General features: G+C 36.4%; 23 protein-coding genes, 1 tRNA gene and 1 pseudogene. 6 read left to right on the top strand and 19 right to left on the bottom strand.

The features are described from left to right. Positions 1-148: 148 nt before the first annotated feature. From C568_RS0120310 to C568_RS0120295, 4 genes are all read right to left on the bottom strand, one after another. A complete protein-coding gene (locus C568_RS0120310) occupies positions 149-2,251 on the bottom strand; it encodes a peptidoglycan D,D-transpeptidase FtsI family protein (RefSeq protein ID WP_018782560.1) in 2,103 nt (700 codons plus the stop codon). A gap of 109 nt (positions 2,252-2,360) precedes the next feature. Continuing rightward, positions 2,361-3,638, bottom strand: coding sequence for an MFS transporter (locus C568_RS0120305; RefSeq protein ID WP_003200351.1), 1,278 nt, complete (start codon positions 3,636-3,638; stop codon positions 2,361-2,363). 136 nt (positions 3,639-3,774) lie between these two features. Beyond that, positions 3,775-4,386 (bottom strand): superoxide dismutase [Mn], encoded by a 612-nt coding sequence (gene sodA, locus C568_RS0120300; protein WP_003200350.1) that lies wholly within the window; start codon positions 4,384-4,386, stop codon positions 3,775-3,777. A gap of 224 nt (positions 4,387-4,610) precedes the next feature. Then, positions 4,611-4,684, bottom strand: a tRNA-Ile gene (locus C568_RS0120295). 653 nt (positions 4,685-5,337) lie between these two features. On the opposite strand from C568_RS0120295, the gene C568_RS0120290 reads away from it, so the two are divergent. The 3 genes from C568_RS0120290 (at position 5,338) to ispG (ending at position 7,786) form a co-directional block, all read left to right on the top strand. Then, positions 5,338-6,105, top strand: a complete 768-nt coding sequence (locus C568_RS0120290; protein WP_018782559.1) for a DUF1189 domain-containing protein — start codon at positions 5,338-5,340, stop codon at positions 6,103-6,105. Between the two features lie 64 nt (positions 6,106-6,169). Next, positions 6,170-6,517: a hypothetical protein gene (locus tag C568_RS0120285; protein WP_003200346.1), complete on the top strand. Its 348-nt coding sequence runs from the start codon at positions 6,170-6,172 to the stop codon at positions 6,515-6,517. Positions 6,518-6,682: 165 nt separating this feature from the next. After that, complete coding sequence (ispG, locus tag C568_RS0120280; protein ID WP_162473036.1) at positions 6,683-7,786, top strand: flavodoxin-dependent (E)-4-hydroxy-3-methylbut-2-enyl-diphosphate synthase; 1,104 nt, start codon at positions 6,683-6,685, stop codon at positions 7,784-7,786. A gap of 81 nt (positions 7,787-7,867) precedes the next feature. On the opposite strand, the gene C568_RS0120275 is transcribed toward ispG, so the two are convergent. The 4 genes from C568_RS0120275 to C568_RS0120260 form a co-directional block, all read right to left on the bottom strand. Beyond that, positions 7,868-8,281 (bottom strand): Fur family transcriptional regulator, encoded by a 414-nt coding sequence (locus tag C568_RS0120275; RefSeq protein ID WP_003200343.1) that lies wholly within the window; start codon positions 8,279-8,281, stop codon positions 7,868-7,870. A gap of 13 nt (positions 8,282-8,294) precedes the next feature. Continuing rightward, positions 8,295-9,128, bottom strand: a complete 834-nt coding sequence (locus C568_RS0120270; RefSeq protein ID WP_003200340.1) for a metal ABC transporter permease — start codon at positions 9,126-9,128, stop codon at positions 8,295-8,297. After that, positions 9,128-9,898: a metal ABC transporter ATP-binding protein gene (locus C568_RS0120265; RefSeq protein ID WP_018782557.1), complete on the bottom strand. Its 771-nt coding sequence runs from the start codon at positions 9,896-9,898 to the stop codon at positions 9,128-9,130. Before C568_RS0120265 ends, C568_RS0120270 begins: the two co-directional genes overlap by 1 nt. 261 nt (positions 9,899-10,159) lie before the next feature. Next, entirely contained in the window at positions 10,160-11,038 is an 879-nt protein-coding gene (locus tag C568_RS0120260) for a YitT family protein (RefSeq protein WP_003200334.1), read from the bottom strand. A 151-nt stretch (positions 11,039-11,189) separates the two neighbouring features. Between C568_RS0120260 and C568_RS0120255 the strand changes: the two genes are divergently transcribed. Continuing rightward, a complete protein-coding gene (locus C568_RS0120255) occupies positions 11,190-11,444 on the top strand; it encodes a DUF2624 domain-containing protein (protein ID WP_003200331.1) in 255 nt (84 codons plus the stop codon). A 20-nt stretch (positions 11,445-11,464) separates the two neighbouring features. Here C568_RS0120255 and C568_RS0120250 read toward each other — a convergent pair whose 3' ends face one another. Both C568_RS0120250 and C568_RS0120245 read right to left on the bottom strand, forming a co-directional pair. Continuing rightward, positions 11,465-12,361: a deoxyribonuclease IV gene (locus tag C568_RS0120250; protein ID WP_003208520.1), complete on the bottom strand. Its 897-nt coding sequence runs from the start codon at positions 12,359-12,361 to the stop codon at positions 11,465-11,467. A 279-nt stretch (positions 12,362-12,640) separates the two neighbouring features. Then, positions 12,641-13,951, bottom strand: coding sequence for a DEAD/DEAH box helicase (locus C568_RS0120245; RefSeq protein ID WP_018782556.1), 1,311 nt, complete (start codon positions 13,949-13,951; stop codon positions 12,641-12,643). Between the two features lie 181 nt (positions 13,952-14,132). Between C568_RS0120245 and vrrA the strand changes: the two genes are divergently transcribed. Both vrrA and C568_RS0120235 read left to right on the top strand, forming a co-directional pair. Then, positions 14,133-14,771: a VrrA/YqfQ family protein gene (gene vrrA, locus C568_RS0120240; protein ID WP_018782555.1), complete on the top strand. Its 639-nt coding sequence runs from the start codon at positions 14,133-14,135 to the stop codon at positions 14,769-14,771. A gap of 90 nt (positions 14,772-14,861) precedes the next feature. Beyond that, positions 14,862-15,812: a 4-hydroxy-3-methylbut-2-enyl diphosphate reductase gene (locus C568_RS0120235; RefSeq protein ID WP_003200678.1), complete on the top strand. Its 951-nt coding sequence runs from the start codon at positions 14,862-14,864 to the stop codon at positions 15,810-15,812. Between the two features lie 231 nt (positions 15,813-16,043). Here C568_RS0120235 and C568_RS0120230 read toward each other — a convergent pair whose 3' ends face one another. The 9 genes and pseudogenes from C568_RS0120230 to recO form a co-directional block, all read right to left on the bottom strand. Beyond that, positions 16,044-17,165: a Nif3-like dinuclear metal center hexameric protein gene (locus C568_RS0120230; RefSeq protein ID WP_018782554.1), complete on the bottom strand. Its 1,122-nt coding sequence runs from the start codon at positions 17,163-17,165 to the stop codon at positions 16,044-16,046. Next, positions 17,162-17,869, bottom strand: coding sequence for a tRNA (adenine(22)-N(1))-methyltransferase (locus C568_RS0120225; protein WP_006095998.1), 708 nt, complete (start codon positions 17,867-17,869; stop codon positions 17,162-17,164). Before C568_RS0120225 ends, C568_RS0120230 begins: the two co-directional genes overlap by 4 nt. 212 nt (positions 17,870-18,081) lie before the next feature. Then, positions 18,082-18,438 carry a cytochrome c550 gene (gene cccA / locus C568_RS0120220; protein WP_003200671.1) on the bottom strand — a complete coding sequence of 119 codons (357 nt, stop codon included), beginning with the start codon at positions 18,436-18,438 and terminating at the stop codon, positions 18,082-18,084. Positions 18,439-18,823: 385 nt separating this feature from the next. After that, entirely contained in the window at positions 18,824-19,945 is a 1,122-nt protein-coding gene (rpoD, locus tag C568_RS0120215; protein ID WP_003200669.1) for an RNA polymerase sigma factor RpoD, read from the bottom strand. Between the two features lie 59 nt (positions 19,946-20,004). Continuing rightward, positions 20,005-21,801: a DNA primase gene (gene dnaG, locus C568_RS0120210; RefSeq protein WP_006095997.1), complete on the bottom strand. Its 1,797-nt coding sequence runs from the start codon at positions 21,799-21,801 to the stop codon at positions 20,005-20,007. Positions 21,802-21,839: 38 nt separating this feature from the next. Next, positions 21,840-22,298 (bottom strand): annotated as a pseudogene (locus C568_RS32030) (YaiI/YqxD family protein). 390 nt (positions 22,299-22,688) lie between these two features. Further along, the gene (locus C568_RS0120200) at positions 22,689-23,501 is read right to left on the bottom strand and encodes a pyruvate, water dikinase regulatory protein (protein ID WP_003200663.1); all 813 of its coding nucleotides are present in this window, start codon (positions 23,499-23,501) and stop codon (positions 22,689-22,691) included. Positions 23,502-23,530: 29 nt separating this feature from the next. Then, entirely contained in the window at positions 23,531-24,163 is a 633-nt protein-coding gene (locus tag C568_RS0120195) for a helix-turn-helix transcriptional regulator (protein ID WP_026008574.1), read from the bottom strand. Positions 24,164-24,270: 107 nt separating this feature from the next. Next, a complete protein-coding gene (gene recO / locus C568_RS0120190; RefSeq protein WP_016116361.1) occupies positions 24,271-25,017 on the bottom strand; it encodes a DNA repair protein RecO in 747 nt (248 codons plus the stop codon). Positions 25,018-25,031: the final 14 nt, after the last annotated feature.

Here is a 25,031-nt window from a genome sequence, read left to right as displayed (position 1 = left end):
ATGACCGGTCATACTATGAGAGAGTTCATTTTTTTCAACCCCCTATTTCGCGTATAGGATATGCTCGTCCACAATTACTAAAACCTATGCATAAAATACAAAAAAAAGCACACTATCTTTTAAGATAGTGTGCCAAATTCACATATTTTTATTCTTTTTTACCTTTTTCATCTTTTGGTGCTTCACCTGTTACTTCTTGTTTTTTCAAGTCAAAGTAAGCATCCATAATTTCACGACCGATATTTCCGTTAATTCCAGACTTATCATCGTGTACCCATGGAACAACAACGGAGAATGCAACTTCAGGATTATCAAGCGGCGCATAACCTACTAATGTTAAGTTATAAGTTGATACAGGCTCGCCTTTTGCATTTCTTCCGATATCTTTGTTACCACCATAAAACGTTTGTGCTGTTCCTGTTTTTCCAGCAGCTGTATATTTTGCACCTGTAAAGTATTTTGCACCTGTACCACCTGAATCATTAAATACTTGTCTAAATCCTTCTTGCACACGCTGGATTTGATCTTCAGGCATATCAATACGATTTAATACTTTTGGTTCCATTGATTGAATCACTTTTCCGACTTCATCTGGTTTAGATGATGGTTGACGAATTTCTTTTACGACTTGCGGTTGCATACGATAGCCACCATTGGCAATTGTAGAAACATATTGTACAAGTTGAAGCGGTGTATACGTATCATACTGCCCGATTGCTAAGTCTAATAAGAAACCTGGTTGGAATCCAGAACCTCTCTGACCGGCTATTTCATTTGGTAAATCAATTCCTGTTTTCACACCAAGCCCAAATTGTCCAAAATAATAACGCATATCATCGAATGCCTTTTTCTTAATATCTAATGTACCGCCCCTTTGATATTGCACTCCAGCAAGATTCATGGCTGTTTTAAACATGTATACGTTAGAAGACATTTTTAAAGCGGTAAGGTCGTTAATACTGCCCATCGTTTTCCAAGAAGCTTTTTGCGGTGTACCTTTTAATTTAATCGGTTCATCCACTAGAACTGTTCCAGGCGTAATTGCTCCTGTTTGATATCCCGTTAGCACCGTAGCACCTTTCACAGTTGAGCCCATCGGATACGCACTTGTCATTGTTCCTAATGCGTAATCTTTTATCTCTTTCGTTCCATTTTCGTCTACGATTTGTTTCCCAGCCATAGATAAAACTTCACCATTTTTCGGATTCATCATCACAACAAATGCACGGTCTAAAAGTGGTTCTGCACCTGCATATTGCTTTAAATACTTCGTAAGGATTTCTTCTACACGCTTTTGCAATTCCATATCAATTGTTAAATTCAGATCATTGCCTCGTTGACCTTTAGAAACGTTTATTGTTTCTAAAATATTTCCGTCTTTGTCTGTAACATTTCTCACTTCTGCTTTTGTACCATGAAGCGTATCCTCATATTGCTGTTCAATATAACTTTTACCAACGCGGTCGTTACGGTTATAATCTCGAACAAGAAAATAATCTAGTCGTTCTCTTGGCAACCCTTCATCTGAGCTTGTTACACCACCAAGTACACTACGGAACATATCATCATAAGTGTATTTACGATCCCAATCAACTGTCGTATCTACACCTGGCAACAATGCTAAATTTTCACTAATGATTGCATATTCTTCTGTTGTTACATCTTTTTTTATGATTTGCGGTGTCATTGCATATCCGCCATCCATTTTACTCTTAATTGCAAGTATTTCTAAATCTTCGGGTGTTAATTGATTTATTTCTGCCTCTGTCACGCGATTACGCTGACGCTCTGCCATTTCTTTATCATCAATTTTCTTTGCTTTAAATTCAGCTTGGTCTTTCTTTGTAATCTTTTCCTTTGCCTCTTTTTCATGTAAAGAAAGCCAATAATCTTTTTTATCACGTTCTGTTAATTTATCTGGTGATACTTCAATTAGCTTCGCCAGTTTTTTCGCTGTTTCTAAACGTTCTTCCGAAGTTGAACCCTTCAGTCTTGTAAACGTAATGGTACGAACTGGGTTATTATCCACAACCGCACGACCATATCTATCAAAGATCTTTCCGCGTGGAACTGGATTACTTACTGTTGAGTTTTCCTTTTTTTCAACTTCATTTTTATAGTCCTCACCATGTACAATTTGTACCATTCCAAGCTTTACAATGATCGCTGAAAACATTAAAAACACACAAAAAAACAACACGTTAAGCCGAAACGGAACGTGGGTTTTCTTTTTTTTCTTCTTTTTACTCATACGAACCCCCTCTACCAACAGCTATGTAATAGGAAAGGGACACCTTATTATAGGTGTCCTCACTGCTGTTTTACATGTCTTTTTATTCTAGCATAAAATCCAGAAGAAGTTAACCTTCTCGTTCAGTATGATTTTGTGTTGTTTCAGGTGCTGGAATCCTTGGTTTATTTGGATTCCCTTCCCCGTATTTGACATTTCTAACAGCAAAATAAATAAGTAAATGTCCAGCTCCAAGAATACATAATAGAACAGGTAAGCTTTTTTCTGGCTGGAAAAATGATACTGCACATAAAAAACTTAAAATCGAACAGATTCTTCCGCTGTTTAACCATAATTCTCGAACAACAATATACTCGACCCGCCATTCTTTCGCCTGCTTTGCTCTTCCGATTACATCGTATGTCATCGATCCGTACGGAACAAGTAAAATCGGATAAGCTATTGCAATACATGCTGCATAAATGAGTAATTTTACATATGTAACATGAAAAATAACTAAAAATACAACGACATACAAAATAATTCCACCAAGTAAAATTGCCTTTTTTCTCCACTCCTTTTTTAACATACGCGCAACCAAGTAATAGCATACAAATGAAACAGCGGAATTGACTAAACTATACTTTCCTAATGCAAATTCGCTCCCTGATGCCAAATAGACATATACAGAAATAACAAAAATAAACGTCCCTTCCCTTAATCCTTGAAAAAAGTGTGCGCGTGTAATCCTTCCCCAGTTTTTATCAACCTTACGTTCTTTCAAAACTTGAACAATTTCATAGCGCCCCTCACATTCTCTTTTCGATAAAAAGAAGCTTATGACAACAGCAATTGCAAATAAAGTTAATGAAAGAAAAAAGATAACTGTATAACCGCTCCATTTCTCCATACGTGAAATCGTATATCCTGCTGTTATTGGCCCAATCATTCCAGAAAAGGATGTTAAAAGACCAAGAAAACCGTTAAAAAAATCACGTGTTTCCGGTTCCGTAATCTCAAATGTCAACAGATTAAATGCAAGCCAATAAAAACCGTATCCAATTCCAAGAAGACCGCCAAGTAATAAAATGTAATGTGAAGCATGCGTTCCTGCGAGTAAAACAACAATAAAAAAAGCAGCTAATGTTCCCACACCGATTCGCAGTAAAATAGCACGATCTATCCGTTTTGCCAATTTTCCCGCAAAAAGAAATGTTAGTGGCTGCAATACAACGCTTGCTAAATTATACAAACCAAGGTTCACATAGTTTTGTGTTTGTTTCCATAAATAAATGTTAACAAACGTGTTGGATAAAGAAATTGCGAGCGTGTATAATCCCCCCATAACAAGTAACAATATTAAATCACGATTCACCTCGACATCGCCAATTACATGTTTCCACTTCATACATAACTCTCCTTTACTTCATGTTCTAGTCTTCCAAAGACGAGCACAATTATGTAAAAGAAAGCATACAAAAAAGCTAGGAGAATATTCCCCTAGCTTCTTCAATATCGCCTTACCTAAAACGGAACAAGCGATATTATTTAGCTTCTTGGTAACGTTTTTCAGCTGCGTTCCAGTCTACAACGTTCCAGAATGCACCGATGTAGTCAGGACGACGGTTTTGGTAATGTAAGTAGTAAGCATGCTCCCAAACATCTAAACCGATAACTGGAGTTTTACCTTCTGTTAAAGGTGAATCTTGGTTTGGAGTGCTTGTTACTTCTAGCTCACCATTGTTTACTACTAACCAAGCCCAACCAGAACCGAAGCGAGTTGCACCAGCTTTTGCGAATTCTGTTTTGAATGCATCAAAGCTACCGAATTTCGCTTCAATTGCAGCTGCAAGTTCACCTACTGGTTGTCCACCACCATTTGAAGATAGAATTGTCCAGAAGAAAGTATGATTCGCATGTCCGCCACCGTTATTGCGTACTGCAGTACGAATTGCTTCTGGTACTTCATTTAAGTTTGCAACTAATTCTTCAACACTTTTGTCAGCTAGTTCTGCATGACCTTCTAGCGCAGCGTTTAAATTTGTTACGTAAGTGTTGTGGTGTTTTGTATGATGGATGTTCATTGTTTCTTTATCAAAGTGAGGTTCTAAAGCATCATACGCATAAGGTAAATTTGGTAATTCATGTTTTGCCATTGTTACATTCCTCCCAGTTTATGTATTGCCAAAATGACTTGGCATACAACTTCATTTTACCCTAATTGCCATAGGGTGAAAACAAATTAAATCACATTGTCTTGCTATCATTAACGTAGCAAAATTCCCATTTCTTTTCAAATAAAATGCTCATATATTTCGTAAAAAAAGCTTCCTTCTACAAGGAAGCTTCTCGTCTACATGATGAACATTTGAAATGGATATGGACCCTGTAGGACTCGAACCTACGACCGGACGGTTATGAGCCGTCTGCTCTAACCAGCTGAGCTAAGGGTCCAGAATTATGTATATATCGGTGGCTGAAATTTAAATCACACCACCAAGTCTCCACAGAACTTTCATACAAGATAAAAACTGTATAATTACATGGTTGAGTCACTGCGAGATATATCGGTTAAGAAATGTAAGATAAATTTACCATATAAAAAAGAAAAGTGTCAATTGTATTTTTACTTTTCTTAAAGTCAAACTTCCATCAGTAAACTTTTCCTCATTTCTCAATGATGGTGAGCTCTCGTCTATTTTACATTTACTGAAGTCTATCTTTTTTATTTTCAAATCTTAAAAAAACACCTTACTGCAAGCGAATAATTATATAAATCCATTTTGTTTTTTCGATATATAATAATCCCCCACTACGCAAAACAAAAAGTGACCTGCACTTGTTTTCTCTCTTTGTTTTACCGTCGGACGGGGCAGGAAAAAGGATCTGACTGCTTCTATGCATAGCCAGTTGCCCTCTCCTACCTAAAAGAAAGGTTTTATGTCAGGGTTTCAATTTATATTGATATAGCAAAAAGTCCTTTATAACTCTCACTTACTGGGGTATCAATCTTACTTCACACGATATAACTTGTAGTTCTCTAGATTCGTACGTTACAATGATTTTATGCATCAATCTATCATACATATAGCAAAGGAAGTGAATATATGTCCGTATTTACGCAGCTAGTAAAAAGTTTATATTCGCCAAAAGACATGGCACTTTTTCGTTTTCAAAAAATCGGGAAAACGATTCTGTATATCATGTTATTGTGTTTAATTGCAACAATCCCAAAAACCTTTACATTTGGGAATTTCACCCAAGATATCGTTTCTACTGTACATCAATCAATTGAAAAAGATCTCCCAGATTTTAAAATTGAGAACGGCGAACTTCATGCCGACGTTAAAGAACCCATTATAAAAGAAGATGGGAACTTTGTTTTCGTATTTGACCCTAATGCAACGGATACGACTGCATATGCAAATAAACAAGGTGTATTCGTTTTAAAGGATAAAGTTGTATCTATTAATAACAATCAAACACAAAGTCAGTCTTATGGCGATTTTGGGAATGGTACATTTGAGAAAAAAGATATTAAAGATATCATATCAGCCATTGATAGCATTTATCCTATTCTCATGCTTGTTGTAGGAATAGTCATTTATTTGTTCCAATTATTCATTTCATTCCTAGGGGTAACAATTTTAGCCTTTATTGGTTCTGCAATGGGCGGTCAGCGGAAGTTATCTTACAAACAAGTTTGGACATTAACGGCTTACAGCTATACAATTCCAACAATTTTCTTTATGATTATGGATTTATTAAAAATAAATGTCCCCTGGTCATTCCTTCTGTACACTGCAATCATTTTAATTGTTCTGTACTTAACCATTAAAGAAATACCAAAACCTAAAGAAAAACACGAACTATAAAAAATGCCATTTTGGCATTTTTTTTTTGGACAAGCATATATTTCCTAACAAAGGAGTGAGGAATATGAAAAGACTTGGTACACTCTTACTTGTGCTTGTTCTCGGTTACGTGTTTTATTACGATATAAAAATTGGTACTTTACCAATGTTAAGTTCATACAAAAAACCAACAGCTGCCCAAACTGTAAAAAAAGAAAATGTTGATACAAAATCCAAAAAAGAAACGGATGCACAATATAAAGCGATTGAAGTAAAAACAGGAGATACTGTTTTATCCATTACAGAAGCGATTAACAAGAAAAAAGTTCCTTCTATTGAAAAAGTAATCGATGATTTTAAACAATTAAATAAAAATACATCTTCTACAAAAATTCAAATTGGAAAATCTTACAAATTCCCATTATATCAATGAACCATCACTTAATCCTTGTCAATTACATAAAGGCGCTGATACAATAGTAAAAGTGAAACCGAGCATATAGGTTTCTATCGCTCCATATCACATATACTATATTTGATATGAGGCAACAAAATAAGAAACTTCTTTTATAAGGAGAGCGATCTATTCGTGAATGAAATGACTCATCGTACAAAAACACGTCCTGTTAAAGTCGGTAATTTAACAATTGGCGGTAATAATGAATTAATTATACAAAGTATGACAACAACAAAAACGCATGATGTAGAAGCTACAGTTGCTGAAATTAAACGTTTAGAAGAAGCGGGTTGTCAAATTGTCCGCGTTGCTGTTCCAGACGAACGCGCAGCAAATGCTATTGCTGATATTAAAAAACAAATTAACATTCCACTTGTTGCTGATATTCACTTTGATTATCGTCTTGCTTTAAAAGCAATTGAAGGCGGCATTGATAAAGTACGTATCAATCCAGGAAACATTGGGCGTCGCCATAAAGTAGAAGCTGTTGTAAATGCTGCTAAAGAACGCGGTATTCCAATTCGTATTGGTGTAAATGCTGGTTCATTAGAGCGCCATATTTTAGAAAAGTACGGCTATCCTACTGCAGATGGTATGGTTGAAAGCGCACTGCATCATATTAAAATTTTAGAGGACTTAGATTTCCACGATATCATCGTATCCATGAAAGCCTCTGATGTTAACTTAGCAATCGAAGCTTATGAGAAAGCAGCTCGTGCCTTTGATTATCCATTACATTTAGGCATTACAGAATCTGGAACACTATTTGCTGGAACGGTAAAAAGTGCTGCTGGTCTTGGAGCAATCTTAAATAAAGGTCTCGGAAATACACTTCGTATTTCATTAAGTGCTGATCCTGTTGAAGAAGTAAAAGTTGCTCGTGAACTTTTAAAATCATTCGGTCTTGCATCGAATGCTGCAACACTTATTTCTTGTCCAACTTGCGGTCGTATTGAAATTGACCTTATCAGTATTGCAAATGAAGTAGAAGAATATATCTCTACGCTGAAAGTACCAATCAAAGTTGCTGTACTTGGATGTGCTGTAAACGGACCTGGTGAAGCTCGTGAAGCTGATATCGGTATTGCCGGTGCACGTGGAGAAGGTTTATTATTCCGTAAAGGAAAAGTCGTTCGCAAAGTACCGGAAGAAACAATGGTAGAAGAACTCAAAAAAGAAATTGATGTAATTGCTGCTGAAATGGCTGCAAATCAAGAAAAAGAAAAAGAAAAACAAGAGCAATAATAAAAACGGCTGCCTGGATGTCACCAGCAGCCGTTTTATAACTACAAATAAAAGCTTGTCAGTCTTTACGCTGACAAGCTTTTACTTTGCACACTTCGGGCAACGCCCATATATTTCAAACTTATGCCCTGTTACTTCGTATCCTTTAAAATCTTTATTCATAAAATCCATTGGACAGGAAGTAATTTCTTTCGTACCACCACAATCCAAGCAAATGAAGTGATGATGATGTTCCATAATTGAACATGTAAAACGAAAATGCTTTTCTCCATTTAATTCTGTTTGCTCTAAAACACCAATTTCAGCAAATACCGTTAAATTACGATAGATTGTATCAAAACTTAGTCCTGGGTAATCATTCTTCATATGCTCTAAAACGTCTTTTGCGGTTAAATAACGATTATGAACCGCAAATAAACGTAACATTTCTTCCCTTTTTCCAGTGTGTTTATAGCCTTTTTCTTTCATAAGACGTAAAGCTTCAGTCAGATTCATAACTATCCCTACTTTATGCAGTTTTTTTCTTCTTCCATAAGATTGCACCGATTAAAATAAGAACCGCTAGCATAACAATTGTACCACCTGGAGCTAAATCAAGCTGATAAGAAGCAAACAGCCCACCTATCACGGAAATTTCACCAAATAAAATGGAAAAGAAAATTGTTTGTTTAAATCCTTTTGCGATGCGGATACTTGCGGCAACTGGTAACGTCATTAGGGATGATACGAGAAGAACCCCAACAACACGCATTGATACTGCAATGACAAGCGCAACTAAAATAATAAAAATAAAATGAATCCATTTAGCACGAAGACCTGTTGATACAGCATATTCCTCGTCAAATGATAATAAAAATAACTCTTTATATAATAAAATAATTGTTGCAATAACTACGATTGCTACAATACCAATAAGAATTAAATCCGTGCTTGTTACAGCACTCACGCTACCAAATAAGTAACTAAATAAATCCGTATTAAATCCATTCGCAAGTGAAATAAAAACAACTCCGAGTCCCATCCCTGCTGAAAGAATAATTGGAATTGCTAATTCTTGGTAATGTTTATATACAGTACGTAATTTTTCAATTAATAGTGCTCCGCCTATCGAAAAAATCATTCCCATATATAACGGATTTAAAAAACCACCTGTAAAAATCGTTTTTTCTAGTAACAAACTTGCGGCAATCCCTGATAATGTCACATGACTTAAAGCATCTGCAATCAGTGACATGCGACGAATGACAACAAATACACCGATTAACGGGGCAACAAGCCCTATTAAAATACCAGCGTATAAAGAATTGCGTAAAAAATCATATTGTAAAAAATCCTGTATCATTATATCCTCCCGTGATGCTCATGATCATGTTCTAAACGATGAACATGATGTCCATATAAAATCGACATTTCTGCATCTTCTAACTCTCGGAATTTCTCAACATTTCCATGGAAATGCAAATGCTGATTTAAACATGCAACATGCGTCACCTTCTCTGTTACAGCTCCCATATCGTGTGTAACCAGAATCAATGTGATACCTAGTTTTTTATTTAAATCTTCTAGTATCTCATAAAAGCTCTCTACACTCTTTACATCAATCCCCACTGTAGGCTCGTCCAAAATCAGTAATTCTGGATTACTTACAAGCGCGCGTGCAATAAACACACGTTGCTGTTGTCCACCGGAAAGCTCTCCGATGTTACGATTTTGAAATTCACTCATTCCTACATCTGCGATTGCCTTTGTAACCTTTTCTTTATCTTCTTTCTTCAAGAAACGAAATAGGCCTTTTTTTGAAACAAGCCCCATTGAAACAACTTCAAAGACAGTTGCTGGAAAACCAGAGTTAAAGCTGTTAGCCTTTTGTGAAACATAGCCAAGTTTATTCCACTCTTTAAACTTCTTGCTATCAATACCAAATAACCGAATACTCCCTTTCTTCGGCTTCAAAACACCTAATATACACTTTAATAGGGTCGATTTACCAGATCCATTCGGTCCAACCAAACCTAAAAAAGCTCCCTTAGGAACTTGCAAATTAATATCTTCTAACACATTTCGATCTTCATACCGAAATGTCAGTCCTTCTATTTCCAACATATTCTTCATAGCATCTCACCTATTTTAATTCAGAATGATTCCGATTTACCTCTATTTGAATTATAGTATAACTTATTATAGTTGTAAACCAATCTGCCCAAAAATATATTCTTTATTTCGGACAACCTTATTATTATAACAAAAAAGCAGAGAAAATCTCTCTGCTTTTTTTTAAGGATATTCAAAAATTACGGCAAAGATTACTTTTACATTTCCTCATACTTTGGAACTGATTGGCCTTCTTTATCTTCTTTTTTTGAACATGTACTTTTAATGAATAGCGGATTTAAATTTACCACCATTTGTCTCTTGCGTACTCATAATTGTAATAAAGGCATTTTCATCAATTTCATGAACAATTGATTTTAATTTTGTTACCTCAAGACGTGTAACAACTGCATAAATTACTTCTTTCTCTTTATCTGTATAACCACCTTTAGCAACGAGTTTCGTTGTTCCACGACCAAGGCGGTGTAAGATGGCATTTGATACTTCTTCATACTGATCTGATACAATCAGTACTGCTTTTGTCTCATCCAACCCTTGAATAACCGTATCAATTGTTTTAAATGCGATATAGTATGTCATAACAGAATACATCGCCTGTTCGACACCAAACACAAATGCTGCCCAAGCAAAAACAAATAAGTTCACAAACATAACAAATTCACCAACAGAAAACGGTAATTTTTTCGTTAATAAAATCCCCATAATTTCCGTTCCATCTAATGAACCACCATGCCTAATAACAATCCCTACACCAATCCCTAAAATAAGACCACCAAAAACGGTTGCCAAAATCGGTTCCGTCGTAAAAGGCTTGAAAGAATGTAATGTTGACTCAATAAATGCTAAAGCGACGATTGCAAAAGCAGAAGATAACATAAAAGTTTTCCCGATTTGTTTATACCCAGAATACATAAACGGTAAATTGAGGATGACAACTAAAGTAGAGAAACTTAACCACCAAATGTTTGGAGTAAGATAATCTAGTATGAGGGAAATACCGATAATACCACCGTCAATAATTTTATTTGGCATTAAAAACAGTTCAATAGCTACTGCCGCACACGTTGCACCAAAGACAATCATAACTAAACGATACAATAGGTGAATAATACTTTCTTTTCTATGTTGCTTTTTTTCCATAAACCCTCCTTATATACTTTTTATATAGTTTTGTTCTTTTATTATAACATAGTCTTCTTTTACTTATAGAAAAAAGCATCTACTATGCGAATATATACAAGCATCCCGTACATATATTTCGATATAAGAACAACTGAAGGAGGACTACATCATGAATCTCATCAAGCACATTGTAAACAAAAAATTAAATCATATGACAACAAAAGAATTATTGAAATATAGTAAAGAATATGAAGTTCCCATCACAACTGAACAGGCTGAGCAAATTGTCCCTTTAATAAAAGGGAAAAACATCAACATTTATGATACAGGAGAAAGACTAGAACTTTTAAAAAAGATTGCAAAAGTCACTTCCCCATCTACCGCTCAACAAATAAATACGCTATTTCAGAAACTATTAAAATAAGGAGGTGGAAATCCCCCTCCTTATTGTTCTTTAATCTTCTCAAGAAGACCTTCATCAAATGAGCCACTCTTCAACATTTCAATTTCAAACTTATATGGTGGTTTTTTATCTTTCTTATCCTCACCTACATACGGTGTTTCAAGAATTTTTGGTACATGCTGTAATTGCGGATGGTGTACGATGTGGTGTAACGCTTTATAACCAATATGACCGAAACCAATATTTTCATGACGGTCTTTTCCAGCTCCGCGTATATTTTTACTATCGTTAATATGCAATACTTGCAAACGATCAATCCCAACAATTTTATCAAATTCATTTAATACACCGTCAAAGTCATTCACAATGTCATAACCTGCATCATGCGTGTGACACGTATCGAAACATACAGATAACTTTTCGTTATATTTTACACCATCAATAATTTTTGCAATTTCGTCAAAGCTGCGTCCGCACTCTGTTCCTTTTCCAGCCATCGTCTCTAGTGCAATATTCACTGTCTGTTCTGGCGTCAATACCTCATTTAGGCCTTTAATGATTTGCTGAATACCAGCTTCAGCTCCCGCGCCAACATGAGCTCCTGGATGAAGTACAATTTGCTTCGCTACACCTAACGCTGACGTTCTTTCAATTTCCATGCGCAGGAAATCAACACCTAATTGAAACGTTTCCGGTTTTGTCGTATTACCAACATTAATAATATAAGGTGCATGGACAATAATTTCTTCAATACCATTGAGCTCCATATGTTTACGCCCTGCTTCTATATTTAACTCTTCAATTGGTTTTCTTCTCGTATTTTGCGGTGCACCTGTATAGATCATAAAGGTTGTCGCACCGTATGAAGCAGCCTCTTCACTTGCTGCTAATAACATTTTCTTACCACTCATAGAAACATGAGATCCAATCTTTAACATATAATCACCTCTTCAATATACAATAGCTATAATGATAGCATAATTTGTAGAAATATGTAGTGAATTGTTTGTTCACAAAACAATAAACATACTGCTAAAACAGATTCACAAGTTACGCCCCCTGCTTCTAAAACATGGAACTCTTCTTAGCATATCAAGATTAGTAGAGTTTTTCTTAATTCCTGCTGGTTATTAGTCCTCACCTAACGCCTTTATTTTTGCTACAGGAAAGATTCACATTCGCAAATAAAAGGATAAAAAAAGATAAGGGATCGCCCCTTATCTTTTTTTATTACTGTATTTATTCTTCACTTTTGCACGTTCTGTTGCCAGTTTTCTCTTATAATTAGGTTTTACTTTTTTCGGCTTCTTAACAACTTTCGTTGCCATAATATCAAGTTCATCATTTGGCTTTTTACGACTTTTACGACGACGGCGGTCACCTAAATCAGCCCATTCATCTCCACGTAAGTCTACATGGTTAAATATGATATTACGTTGTTTTTCTAAGCTATCTAACGCTTCTTCATTTGCTGGATCATAAATCGTCACTGCAATTCCTGAATATCCAGCACGAGCTGTTCTTCCTACGCGGTGAACAAAGAAATCTAAATCAGATGGAAGTTCATAGTTAATAACATGGCTAATCCCTTCAATATCAATACCACGTGCGGCTAAATCTGTAGCGACAATGTATTGAAACTCTAAGTCACGAACTTGTTTCATCATTTTTTTACGATCACGTGGTGATAAATCACCATGAATTCTTCCTACTTTTAATCCACGCTCTGCTAATCCGTCCGCAACTTCATCCGCTTTTTTCTTTGTATTTGTAAAAACGATTGCTAAATACGGCTTAAATTGAAGTAACATATTTTTCACTAATTCAATTTTATTACGATGCCTAGAAGGAACTAAATAATGCTCAATATTCCCTGCTGCAACTTGTTTTGGATTAATATGAATATGCTCTGGATTCTCCATATACTTCTTCATAAACGGTTTTAATTTTTGAGGAATCGTTGCAGAGAAAACAAGCATTTGCAAGTTTTTAGGCATACGCGCTGCAATTTTATCTACATCTTGAATGAATCCCATATCAAGCATCAAGTCTGCTTCATCAACAATAATCGTAGTAGCTTTATGAACGAATAGCGCTTTTTCTTCTACTAGATCTTTAATACGCCCGGGTGTCCCAATAACAACATGAGGTTGTTTTTTCAATTTTTCAATGGATCTTTGCTTATCTGTTCCTCCGATTAAGCAGCGTGCTGTAATCATTTGATCTTCTTCACAAAACTTTGTTAACTTTACAATCTCTTGATAAATTTGTTGTGCTAACTCACGAGTAGGCGCTGTAATGACAAGTTGGACCTCGTCTCGTTTCGCATCAATTCGGTTTAATGTTGGAAGTAAATATGCGTGTGTTTTACCAGAACCCGTTTGGGACTGTCCAATTACACTCACACCTTTTTTCACAACAGGAAAAATTTTCTTTTGAATTTCTGTCGGCTCTGAAAAGCGTAGTTCACGAACTGCATCTATTAAAAACGGTTGAAAATTATATTGTGTAAATGTTTGTAGTGTCATAAGTTACACCTTCTTTCTAAAATTTCTACTGCGCGCACAAATCAGTCAAGTCTACATTATATCGAACTCTAATAGTAAAATCCATCTTTAGTTTAGGTTTTCACTCCAAAAACTAACCTTCTTTCTTTTCATTGCATATTGTATGTGTATATACCTAACTGAAGAAAGGAGGAGTTCTCTTATGTATCCGAACTCTCCTATGGGACAAATGTATACAGGACAGCAACCGTACACCCCGTATCCTATACCTAATTTACCTCCTATGATGCAAAAAAAGAAAGGATTTCTCTCGAAGCTATTCAAAAAACACGATCCGACTCAGCCCTTTATGCAAATGGTTCCTCCCTATCGACAAATGGAGGGGCAACCGATGATGCATCAACATCAGCAGCCCTATATGCAGCAGTCACAACAAATGATGCCACCTCAAATGAACAATCCGAATGAAATCCGTAGCTCAGCACCGATTATACCTAGCGGTGGCGGTGGCATTGGCAGCTTTTTTTCCAACTTAATCTCCAATCCAACAGGTATGTTAAATAACATTGAAAAAGTTGCTCAAGTCGCTCAATCTGTTGGACCTGTCGTCGAGCAGTATGGACCCATTGTGCGTAGCATACCAAGCATCGTAAAAATTCTCACTTCTGGAAAAGGTGCTGCTGAAGAATCAGCAGAAGAGGTGGAAGTAATTACTACACCTCCACCACCTTCAAAAAAGAAAAAAAAGAAGAAAATAATTTTAGAACCAGTTATTGAAAGAGCCTTACCGAAAGAGGAGAATATCCCGCGTATGGCACCAAAACCGAAACTATATGTCTAACAATCCTTTGTTTTCTGTCCGCTCCTCCTTTATAATGGAAAAGACTATGTACAAAAAGGATTCCTTGTTTAGAAGGAGAGGATTACTCACATGAAAATTGTTAAAATTTCCCCTCGTGGTTATTGCTACGGTGTTGTTGATGCGATGGTCATTGCACGCAATGCTGCACTAGATAAAACATTACCGAGACCGATTTATATTTTAGGTATGATTGTTCACAATAAACATGTAACCGACGCTTTCGAAGAAGATGGCATTATTACATTAGATGGTCCAAGTCGATTAGAGATTTTAGACAAAATTGATTCTGGTACTGTTATTTTCACAGCACACGGTGTTTCTCCAGAAGTTAAACAACGTGCAAAAGAAAAAGGGTTAACGACAATCGATGCAACATGTCCAGATGTTACGAAAACACACGACCTTATCGAAACAAAAAAATCGGAAGGATACCATGTGATTTACATTGGTAAAAAGGGACATCCAGAACCAGAAGGTGCCGTTGGTATTGCACCTGACATCGTTCATCTTATTGAAAAGGCAAATGATTTGGAGACACTAGAAATCCCAACAGAGAAAATTTTAGTAACAAATCAAACAACAATGAGTCAATGGGACGTTCAGCACCTGATGGAAGACATTCAGAAAAAATTCCCAACAGCTGAATTTCACAAAGAAATTTGTTTAGCAACACAAGTACGTCAAGAAGCAGTTGCTAAGCAAGCAGATGTGGCTGATTTAACGATTGTTGTCGGTGATCCAAAAAGTAATAACTCAAACCGTTTAGCCCAAGTATCACAAGAGATTGCTGGTACAAAAGCATACCGCGTTGCAGATGTAAGCGAAATTCAATTAGAGTGGCTGCAAGGGATCGAAAATGTCGCTGTTACCGCAGGGGCCTCTACACCAACGCCAATTACAAAAGAAGTAATCGCCTTTTTAGAACAGTACGACCCAATGAACCCAGCAACTTGGGAACGTAAACGAAACGTACCACTTCAAAAAATCTTGCCACGTGTTAAAGTAAAAAAACAACAATAAAAAAAATCCGTTGCTAACTCACTAGCAGCGGATTTTTTTATTCAATATAAATCTATTTTGATTTTTTCACATATAAGTCGCTGCTACGGAGAACAAAAAAATTACCTATATTCTTTTTTCTCTTTGTTTTCACTTGGCATGGGGCAAAAAAAGGCTCTGACCACTTCTATGCATAGCCGGATGCTCTCTTCCATCTAAAAAGAAAGATTTTATAATTTTTCTTTTTAGAGCTTATACAAAAGTAAACGGATCTGTATGTAACTGAGAAGCATGAATTTGCACAGCAAATTTTTTCTCATCTACTTTTTGCTGTAATTGCTTTTGCACACCTTGTTTCATTACTTTTTCAACATTATGTCCTGGATCCACAATATTTAATCCGAGCATCATCGCATCATGTGCAACATGATAATACATATCGCCCGTCACATACACATCTGCCCCTTTAAATTTCGCTTGCGTAATATATTTATTCCCATCACCGCCAAGCACTGCTACTTTCCGCACTTTATCGTCTAAATTCCCAACAACTCGCGCACCTTTTACATCTAATGCCGATTTCACATGTTCAGCAAACTGGCCTAATGTCATTTCTTCTTGCAAATATCCAATTTTACCAAGTCCTAACGTTTCTCCCTTATTATCAAGGGGGTATACATCGTAGGCAACTTCTTCATATGGATGTGCTGTTAACATTGCTTTTACTACTTTTCGCTCTAGTGGGGCTGGGATAATCGTTTCAATCTTTACCTCTTCTACACGCTCTAACTGCCCAGTTTCGCCTATATAAGGGTTTGTCCCCTCCCCAGGCATAAATGTACCTATTCCTTCACTATTAAACGTACAATGGCTATAGTTGCCGATATAACCAGCGCCAGCATCCCCAAGAGCTTTGCGAACTTCTTCAGCATGCGTTGCAGGCACACATACAACAATCTTTTTCATTTCTTCCGAGTATGTCGGAACAAGCACTTCTGTATTTTGTAATCCCAGCGCCTCAGCAAGCAAGTCGTTCACTCCGCCTTTTGCTACATCGACATTTGTATGCGCTGCATAAACAGCGATATCGTTTTTGATACACGTTTCAATAATTCGACCATACGCCTTATCTGTATGGATTGCTTTTAGCGGATTAAAAATAAGCGGGTGATGAGCAATAATTACATTCGCACCTATTTGAATCGCTTCTTCTACAACCGCTTCTGTAACATCTAGTGCAATCAATACATGCTGGACTGGCTTATTGAGTGCACCAATCTGCAAACCAATTTTATCGCCTTCCATCGTTAAATGCTTCGGATACATGCTTTCAAATAAAGAAATCACTTCATGCCCATTTGGAATTTTACTCATGATAAAACCTCCTCTATCATTTTCATTTTCTCGACTACTTCAATTCGTTTTGCCTTTGTATCTTCTGATTCTGTCGCACGCTCTATTTGCTTCAGGATATTTTGAAAGTTTTTCAGTTCATTTTCCCATTTCTCTACAAACGCATCACTTTTTTCCTTCATCAAAAATGGTCCAATAAATAACTCTGCTTGTTTGTTTTCATGATAAGGAGTTAGCGGTTCTCCTTTTTCCCCAACTAAAATCTCATAAATCTTTCCGTCTTCTTTTATAATTTTTTCATGAATAAGCTCCCAACCATTTTCAATAAACCATTCACGAATATGATGTGCAGCAATATTAGGCTGTAAAATTAAACGTATTACACCATTTAGCTTTTCTTTTCCATTCTCTAAAATATCACGAATTAGCGCTCCACCCATACCAGCAATTGTAATAACATCGACTTCTCCTGGTGTAATAACAGCTAAGCCATTTCCTTTACGAACATCTACCTTTTCTTGTAGGCCACTCTCAGCTACTGTAGCCTGTGCAGAACGGAATGGCCCATCTACCACTTCTCCCGCTACTGCCTTTGTAGCAATATTATTTATGATTGTATAGCACGGTAAATACGCATGGTCGGAACCAATATCTGCAACTGTAGATCCTACTGGAATCTCCCGCACTACTTCTTCTAATCTTTTTGAAAGCTTCACTTCATTCATTTATTTCCATTACTCCTTCTCTTGTCAGTCTGTCTCCATGATAATGAATTTACAGTAGTTGTTGCAAGTAAAGAAACAAAACAATTCATTTATTTCATCGTATTTTAGATTGAAAGAAAAAACAAGCTCCCTGCTATAAGCAAAGAACTTGTTTTATCGGTCGTATTCCACTACATGCGAATCATACAATTCTCACGGATTAAAGGTTCACTTTATTTTTTCTTTGATAACCAATCAGCTACTTTAGAAGCCTGATCTGCTGGGATTATATTCGCTGGCATATTTCCTTTCCCTTTTGTAAGCACTTCCTTAATTTCATCTTTGGAAAGTTTCCCACCAACTTTTTGTAAGTTAGGACCTACTGCACCTTGCAACTGATCACCATGACAGCTCGTACAACTTTGTTTCACAATATCTTCTGGTTTCGATGCCGTTTGTGCAGGTTTCCCACCATTTTTTGCATCAGCAAGCTCTTTAGATTTATGTAACCCCTGAAACGAAAATACAAACATAATGATAATGCCCAGTGCTGCAATAAGAGCGAATGGAATCAACGGATTACGTTTCATATCTCTTCTCCCCCCTCTACACCCCCGAATAGTTAGATGATTCAGTCACTTCTATTGTACTTGAAAACGTTCTATCAGAAAAGACAAAACTATCAGTTGTTAAAAATATTCCATAAATTCAGTTTATTAATTCTCTTCCTTTTATCCCATATTATTTTGATAAATATCAACGCTTCTCATCATATTTTTTGTTTTTCTACATATAATTTTGTATAGAATAAACGAAATTAATCGAAAAATCGAAAAATGAGCATTTGCAAATCAAAAGACAATTCTGTAAAATAAATTACAAGAATTGTAATCGTTACTGGCAGCTAAATTTTAACAAGAATTAACAAAATAAAAAAGTTTACTTCACAAGTGTGAAGTAAACTTAAAAAGAACCCTATTCTAAGAAATCTTTTAAACGTTTGCTACGGCTTGGATGTCTTAATTTACGAAGCGCTTTTGCTTCAATTTGACGAATACGCTCTCTCGTTACACCGAATACTTTCCCAACTTCTTCAAGCGTACGAGTTCGTCCATCATCTAAACCGAAACGAAGACGTAGAACATTTTCTTCACGATCTGTTAGTGTATCTAACACATCTTCTAATTGTTCTTTTAGCAATTCATACGCTGCATGGTCCGCAGGTGATGTTGCTTCTTGGTCTTCAATAAAATCGCCTAAATGTGAGTCATCCTCTTCACCAATTGGTGTTTCAAGAGAAACTGGCTCCTGTGCAATCTTTAAGATTTCGCGTACTTTTTCTGGAGCAAGATCCATTTCTTCTCCAATTTCTTCTGGAGATGGTTCACGTCCTAAATCTTGTAATAATTGACGCTGTACACGGATTAATTTATTAATTGTTTCAACCATATGAACAGGAATACGAATTGTTCTCGCTTGGTCTGCAATGGCACGTGTAATCGCTTGACGAATCCACCAAGTTGCATACGTACTGAATTTAAAACCTTTACGATAATCGAACTTTTCAACAGCTTTAATTAAACCCATGTTTCCTTCTTGGATTAAGTCTAAGAAGAGCATACCACGGCCTACATATCGTTTTGCAATACTTACAACAAGACGTAAATTCGCTTCCGCAAGACGGCGCTTCGCTTCTTCATCACCTTCTTCAATGCGGGTTGCAAGTCGAATTTCTTCTTCAGCAGATAGTAGATCCACACGGCCGATTTCTTTTAAATACATGCGAACAGGGTCATTGATTTTCACACCTGGTGGCACACTTAAATCATTTAAATCGAATTCTTCTTCTGTCTTTGTGATTTGGTGATTATTCGGACCTTCATCGTTGTCGCCAACTAAATCAATTCCTTGTTCACCTAAATATTCATAATATTCATCCATTTGATCAGATTCAATTTCAAATCCATTCATGCGTTCTGCAATCTCTTCATATGTAAGAACGCCACGTTTTTTTCCAAGCTCAGTGAGTTGTTCTTTCACTTGCTCAAGAGTCATATCAGTTTCAATTTGTTTAGAACGAGCTGGTTTATCAGCCATCTGTTCCCCTCCTTACGCGAGATACAAACATTCATTATAATAAAATTTTATACAAAAAGCTATCTTCTTGCTTTCTGATTTTGTAAATATGCTACATAAAATTTTGCAGCTTCTACTGGATCTGTTTTTTCCATTTGCTTTAATGCAAAAATGGTTTCCATCTTTTTAAGCTTTTGCTTGTGGCGGCTTAGCGCCTCTAAGTGACCTTGCAATATTTCATCACTGTATTCTGGATTAATGAATTCATCCGTTGAAATATTGGTGATAATATTTTTCAATTTCTCATCAGAGAGCCAGCTCAAGAAATTCCCGACTGAAGGTTCATTTCCCTTTTCATAATATGCATATAGTTCATATAAAATCCCTTTATGTTCTTCCGTATGAAAATCTTCTATATGAGGTTCAATACGGAAAGCAACTTCGGCACTTTGTAACATATGGTAAATGAGCTCTCTTTCTGCCCTTTCAAAACCTGAAAATTTCGGTTTTGCCTGAACAATTTGAGGCGGCTTAGAAATTTGTTTCGTTTGTTTTTGCTGTATCTTTTGTTCTTTGCGATATTGGTGCAATTGTCCTAAAAGTGTTTCCATTGAGTAAGAAAATTCTTGCGATAATGATTTTAAATACGACTCCGCTTGCATTGCATCTTGCAATAATGCTAGCTCTTTTAAAACACTTTTCACATATTCTTCTTTACCAGACTCATCTTGCAAATTTTTCCCTAAACGCAAGTAATTTATTTTGAATCCAACAAAACTTATACTAGCCTTTACAAGATTTTCAAACGCCGCTGTTCCATATTGTTGCACATATTCATCAGGATCAAGCTTATCTGGCAATGAAGTAACCTTCACATGACAACCAACTTGCGATAACAATTGTCCTGCTTTCATCGTCGCTTCTCGTCCTGCTTTATCACCATCATAGCAAAGAACAACAGTTTCAACATTACGCCGCAGAAGTTTTGCCTGTTCTTCTGTTAAAGCTGTTCCCATCGTCGCAACTGATTCCTCAATCCCGCTTTTTACAGCAGCTAATACATCAGCATATCCTTCAAATAGAACAACTTGCCCTCGTTTTCTGATAAACGGTCTTGCTTGATGGAAGTTATACAGCAATTTGCTTTTGTAAAAAATAGGTGTTTCTGGGCTGTTTAAGTATTTCGGAGTATCATCCCCCAACGCCCTTCCACTAAATGCTGCGACTTTTCCTTGTAGTGTATGAATGGGAAACATAACCCTTCCGCGAAAACGGTCATGGTGACTGCCATCCCTTTCACTCCGCACAAGCAAGCCAGCTTGCTCCATGGTCGATAACGAAAAACCTCTTTTTTGTAATATTTTTGCTGCTGCATCCCAACCTGGAGATGCATAACCAATTTCAAACTTTGCAATCATCTCTTTTGTAATACCTCGATTTAGTAAATAAGAAAGAGCTACATTTCCCTCTTCAGTATTTACTAAAAGATGGTGATAGTATTTTTTCAAAAGTTCGTGAGCCTGTAACATAATGACACTGTCATCAGATATGTCCTCTTGTTGATCTTGTCCTGATGTATAATCTACAACCGAAATATTATTTCTTTCTCCTAGCTTTTGCACAGCTTCTATGAAAGAGAGCCCTTCCATCTTCATGAGAAATGAAAAAACATTTCCTCCCTCTCCACATCCGAAGCAATGAAAAATTTGCTTGTCTAATGAAACAGAAAATGAAGGTGAATTCTCACCGTGGAATGGACAAAGCCCAAAATAATTGCGCCCTTGCTTTCTGAGCTGAACATACTCACCAATCACTTCTACAATATCAGATGATGTCCGAATCTGTTCAACAACTTCTTCGGGAATTCTGTTCCCCATAACTCCATCTCCGTGTCGTATTTTGTATTCGATACAAATTAAAGGATTCCTTTATAATTCGACAATATTTTTTCTAAATTTATTAAAAAGCATTGTCGATCATGGGTTGAAAATGCTTTTGGACCTTTTGTGTAGGTCCCTTGTCTGCGTAACTTCGCAGATACATACCTACTATATAAAATTGTATCCATTTGCTCATCAGTCACAAATGTACCTCGTGGAGATAATACATATACTCCCTTTTTTACAAGAAGACCAGCAAGTCCCATATCCTATGTGATTACGAGATCTGAAGCTTTGGCGTGTTTATAGATATAAAAATCCACCTCATCTTGCTCAGAATCCACATATATCCAATTCCCTTGCTGTTTTTTCGAACGATGGGCGTAGGATGCGACAAACAAAATTTCGACATGGAATTTTGTTCCAGCTTGCACAATTTCATCCTTCACAGGACATGCATCTGCATCAACTAGAATCTTACTGATGTTTTGCATATTTCTGTATTCTACATCCCTTCTGTGAATCCTTCCATAATGTGCGTTTTCTTGTCCAGATTTTTGTCGATTTTACGTAAATGCATACCTTTTCCGTAAATCCTATCCCTAGTTTATTCTGAAAAATTAAAGTCTAAACGTAAAATGTACCTTTTTATCACAATTTTTTATTATAATATATTTTCTCTAACTTCGCTACATATCCTTTAAAATTTTATCCGGCTATTCACGGGCAGTAATACTCCCATTTCAAAATTCAGATTAAAGTAAAAGGTTAAGCGGGGGACAACCTACCCGTAAAAGCCCAAATAGTAAAAGATGAAGCACTCCACTGATTAAAGTTTTTCTTTATCTTGAGCGAAAAAAGCACATTCACCCTTGGTAAATGTGCTAAAACATTTTTTGGTTTTGCACTGCATTCACAATAATATTCGCTGTTTCCTCAATTGCCTTATTTGACACATCAATAACTTGACAGTTTATTTTACTTACTACCTTCTCAAAATGATCAATTTCTTCTTTAATACGATTGATGTTCGCATATGTTGCTCCATCACTTAACCCAAGTGATTTTAATCGTTCTTTTCGAATGTGATTTAACTTATCCGGTGTAATTTTCAAACCGAAACATTTCTCTTTTGCAACTTGATATAATTCTTCAGGCGGATCCACTTCTGGTACAAGTGGTACGTTCGCAACCTTCAATCGTTTATTATGAGCTAAATATTGTGAAAGTGGCGTCTTTGATGTACGTGATATCCCAATTAAAACGATATCAGCTTTTAAAATCCCACGTGCATCTCTACCATCATCATATTTAACAGCAAACTCAATTGCTTCAATCTTTTTAAAATATTCTTCATCTAATCTACGAACAACACCAGGTTCATACCTTGGAACTTGTCCTGTAATCTCTTCGATTTGATCGATAAGAGGCCCGATAATGTCATATGCCTCTACACCCTCTTTTGCCGCTTCTGCTAACAAATACTGACGCATTTCTGGTTTTACTAACGTAAAGCAAATAAGCGCTCGATTACTTTTCGCAATTGAAATTACCTCTTTTAATGTCCCTGTATCTTCCACATACGGTACACGTCTAATATCAGGAGCAAATGGAAACTGTCCCATTGCAGCTCGAACAACTAAATCAGCCGTCTCTCCAACAGAGTCAGATACGACATATACGATTTTATTATCCATTACATTACCTCACTTTAAACAAATTACACTTATTCATTGTTTACTAAATTTACAAACGCACGCGTAATATTTGTTTTTGTAATTCGACCAACAACTTCTAGCCCTTGTTTCGTGTCTTTTACCACTGGTACAGCATCAATCTGTCTTTCTATTAATTCCATCGCAACATCATATAGAGAATCCTCCCTACGGCACATTGCGATGTTTGGCATCCTTGTCATGATAATATTAACCGGAAGCGATGTTAAATCCTGCTTTCCTAAGCTTGCACGTAATAAATCTTTACGAGAAACCACCCCAACTAGAAGCGTCGCTTGATCTACAACAAATAAAGTACCAACATCTTCTAAAAACATGGTACAAATCGCATCGTATACGGAAATATTTTTATCAATTACAACCGGTCTAGATTGATAATCTTGTACCTTAACTTTCTTAACAGCTTCTGATAATAACTGTCCCCCAGTTTTCCCTGTATAAAAATAACCGACACGTGGACGTGCTTCTAAATAACCTGCCATCGTTAAAATCGCTAAGTCAGGTCTTAATGTTGCACGTGTTAAATTTAATTGTGCCGCAATTGATTCCCCTGTAATAGGACCGTGATCTTTTACAATCTGAATGATATGTTCTTGCCGTTTATTCAGTTCTATGATAATCACCACCTTCAATGCAAAACGAAAAAAGTTATACTATCTCTTAAATATTATATACTAAATATGCTTTTTGAAAAAGAAAGTATGTAAAAAGGACCTATATATGGTCCTCATTATATTTGAAATTTATCAAGTTGTTCAAGAAAACGCCTTGATTTCAAATAGATTCCGCAATATTCATCATAATATGTATTTAATACTGTACGTATTTGCCGCTTCGTTCCATCCTTAACAGATACATTACCAAGGCGAGCTAAATCAAAATGATAAAAGAGACGTAGCAATTTATGAACAGCCTCTCCCACCGGAATACGGTATGGATCTTGCTGCGCATGACGCGAGCACAGAAAACCGCCTTCTCGGACAGAGAAGGCGACAAAATCTGCTTCTTGGTGACAAATTGCACATGTATCAAAGTATGGATGCATCCCTAGTACTGGGAGCATTTTCGTTTGATAAATTAAAGACAATACTTCAGCATCAACACCCTCACACATATAGTGCAACGTTTGATGTAACATTTCAAATAAATACGGATTATGTTTCTTATCTTCAGTTGCTTTATCGGTCAATTCCACGATAAATGATGCATAAGCAGTTAAAAATATATCTTCACGAATTTCTTTCATAGATGAAATTATTTCACCTTGTTGCAAAGTCCCAAGTCCAGACCCCATTTGAATCAGAAAGTGACCGTGCATCATAAGTTGCGAAATAGATGCTAACCTACTTTTCGGTTTTTTCGCCCCTCTTGCCATTGCACTTACCTTTCCAAGCTCACGGGAAAATATCGTAACAATTTTATTCGTTTCTCCGTAATCTGTTGTCCGGATGACAATTCCCTCAACTTTTTGAAACATGTTTGTCACCATCC

The sequence above is a fragment of the Bacillus sp. 95MFCvi2.1 genome, from assembly GCF_000374965.1.
Classification (GTDB): domain Bacteria; phylum Bacillota; class Bacilli; order Bacillales; family Bacillaceae_G; genus Bacillus_A; species Bacillus_A pseudomycoides.
The sequence above is the reverse complement of the archived record's forward strand: the minus strand, read 5'-3'. Positions and strand labels throughout refer to the sequence as shown.

What these genes read in the sequence shown, in the direction of transcription:
- C568_RS0120310 (WP_018782560.1), bottom strand. Translation starts at nt 2,251, where the DNA reads ATGAGTAAAAAGAAGAAAAAAAAGAAAACCCACGTTCCGTTTCGGCTT.
- C568_RS0120305 (WP_003200351.1), bottom strand. Translation starts at nt 3,638, where the DNA reads ATGAAGTGGAAACATGTAATTGGCGATGTCGAGGTGAATCGTGATTTA.
- sodA (WP_003200350.1), bottom strand. Translation starts at nt 4,386, where the DNA reads ATGGCAAAACATGAATTACCAAATTTACCTTATGCGTATGATGCTTTA.
- C568_RS0120290 (WP_018782559.1), top strand. Translation starts at nt 5,338, where the DNA reads ATGTCCGTATTTACGCAGCTAGTAAAAAGTTTATATTCGCCAAAAGAC.
- C568_RS0120285 (WP_003200346.1), top strand. Translation starts at nt 6,170, where the DNA reads ATGAAAAGACTTGGTACACTCTTACTTGTGCTTGTTCTCGGTTACGTG.
- ispG (WP_162473036.1), top strand. Translation starts at nt 6,683, where the DNA reads ATGACTCATCGTACAAAAACACGTCCTGTTAAAGTCGGTAATTTAACA.
- C568_RS0120275 (WP_003200343.1), bottom strand. Translation starts at nt 8,281, where the DNA reads ATGAATCTGACTGAAGCTTTACGTCTTATGAAAGAAAAAGGCTATAAA.
- C568_RS0120270 (WP_003200340.1), bottom strand. Translation starts at nt 9,128, where the DNA reads ATGATACAGGATTTTTTACAATATGATTTTTTACGCAATTCTTTATAC.
- C568_RS0120265 (WP_018782557.1), bottom strand. Translation starts at nt 9,898, where the DNA reads ATGAAGAATATGTTGGAAATAGAAGGACTGACATTTCGGTATGAAGAT.
- C568_RS0120260 (WP_003200334.1), bottom strand. Translation starts at nt 11,038, where the DNA reads ATGGAAAAAAAGCAACATAGAAAAGAAAGTATTATTCACCTATTGTAT.
- C568_RS0120255 (WP_003200331.1), top strand. Translation starts at nt 11,190, where the DNA reads ATGAATCTCATCAAGCACATTGTAAACAAAAAATTAAATCATATGACA.
- C568_RS0120250 (WP_003208520.1), bottom strand. Translation starts at nt 12,361, where the DNA reads ATGTTAAAGATTGGATCTCATGTTTCTATGAGTGGTAAGAAAATGTTA.
- C568_RS0120245 (WP_018782556.1), bottom strand. Translation starts at nt 13,951, where the DNA reads ATGACACTACAAACATTTACACAATATAATTTTCAACCGTTTTTAATA.
- vrrA (WP_018782555.1), top strand. Translation starts at nt 14,133, where the DNA reads ATGTATCCGAACTCTCCTATGGGACAAATGTATACAGGACAGCAACCG.
- C568_RS0120235 (WP_003200678.1), top strand. Translation starts at nt 14,862, where the DNA reads ATGAAAATTGTTAAAATTTCCCCTCGTGGTTATTGCTACGGTGTTGTT.
- C568_RS0120230 (WP_018782554.1), bottom strand. Translation starts at nt 17,165, where the DNA reads ATGAGTAAAATTCCAAATGGGCATGAAGTGATTTCTTTATTTGAAAGC.
- C568_RS0120225 (WP_006095998.1), bottom strand. Translation starts at nt 17,869, where the DNA reads ATGAATGAAGTGAAGCTTTCAAAAAGATTAGAAGAAGTAGTGCGGGAG.
- cccA (WP_003200671.1), bottom strand. Translation starts at nt 18,438, where the DNA reads ATGAAACGTAATCCGTTGATTCCATTCGCTCTTATTGCAGCACTGGGC.
- rpoD (WP_003200669.1), bottom strand. Translation starts at nt 19,945, where the DNA reads ATGGCTGATAAACCAGCTCGTTCTAAACAAATTGAAACTGATATGACT.
- dnaG (WP_006095997.1), bottom strand. Translation starts at nt 21,801, where the DNA reads ATGGGGAACAGAATTCCCGAAGAAGTTGTTGAACAGATTCGGACATCA.
- C568_RS0120200 (WP_003200663.1), bottom strand. Translation starts at nt 23,501, where the DNA reads ATGGATAATAAAATCGTATATGTCGTATCTGACTCTGTTGGAGAGACG.
- recO (WP_016116361.1), bottom strand. Translation starts at nt 25,017, where the DNA reads ATGTTTCAAAAAGTTGAGGGAATTGTCATCCGGACAACAGATTACGGA.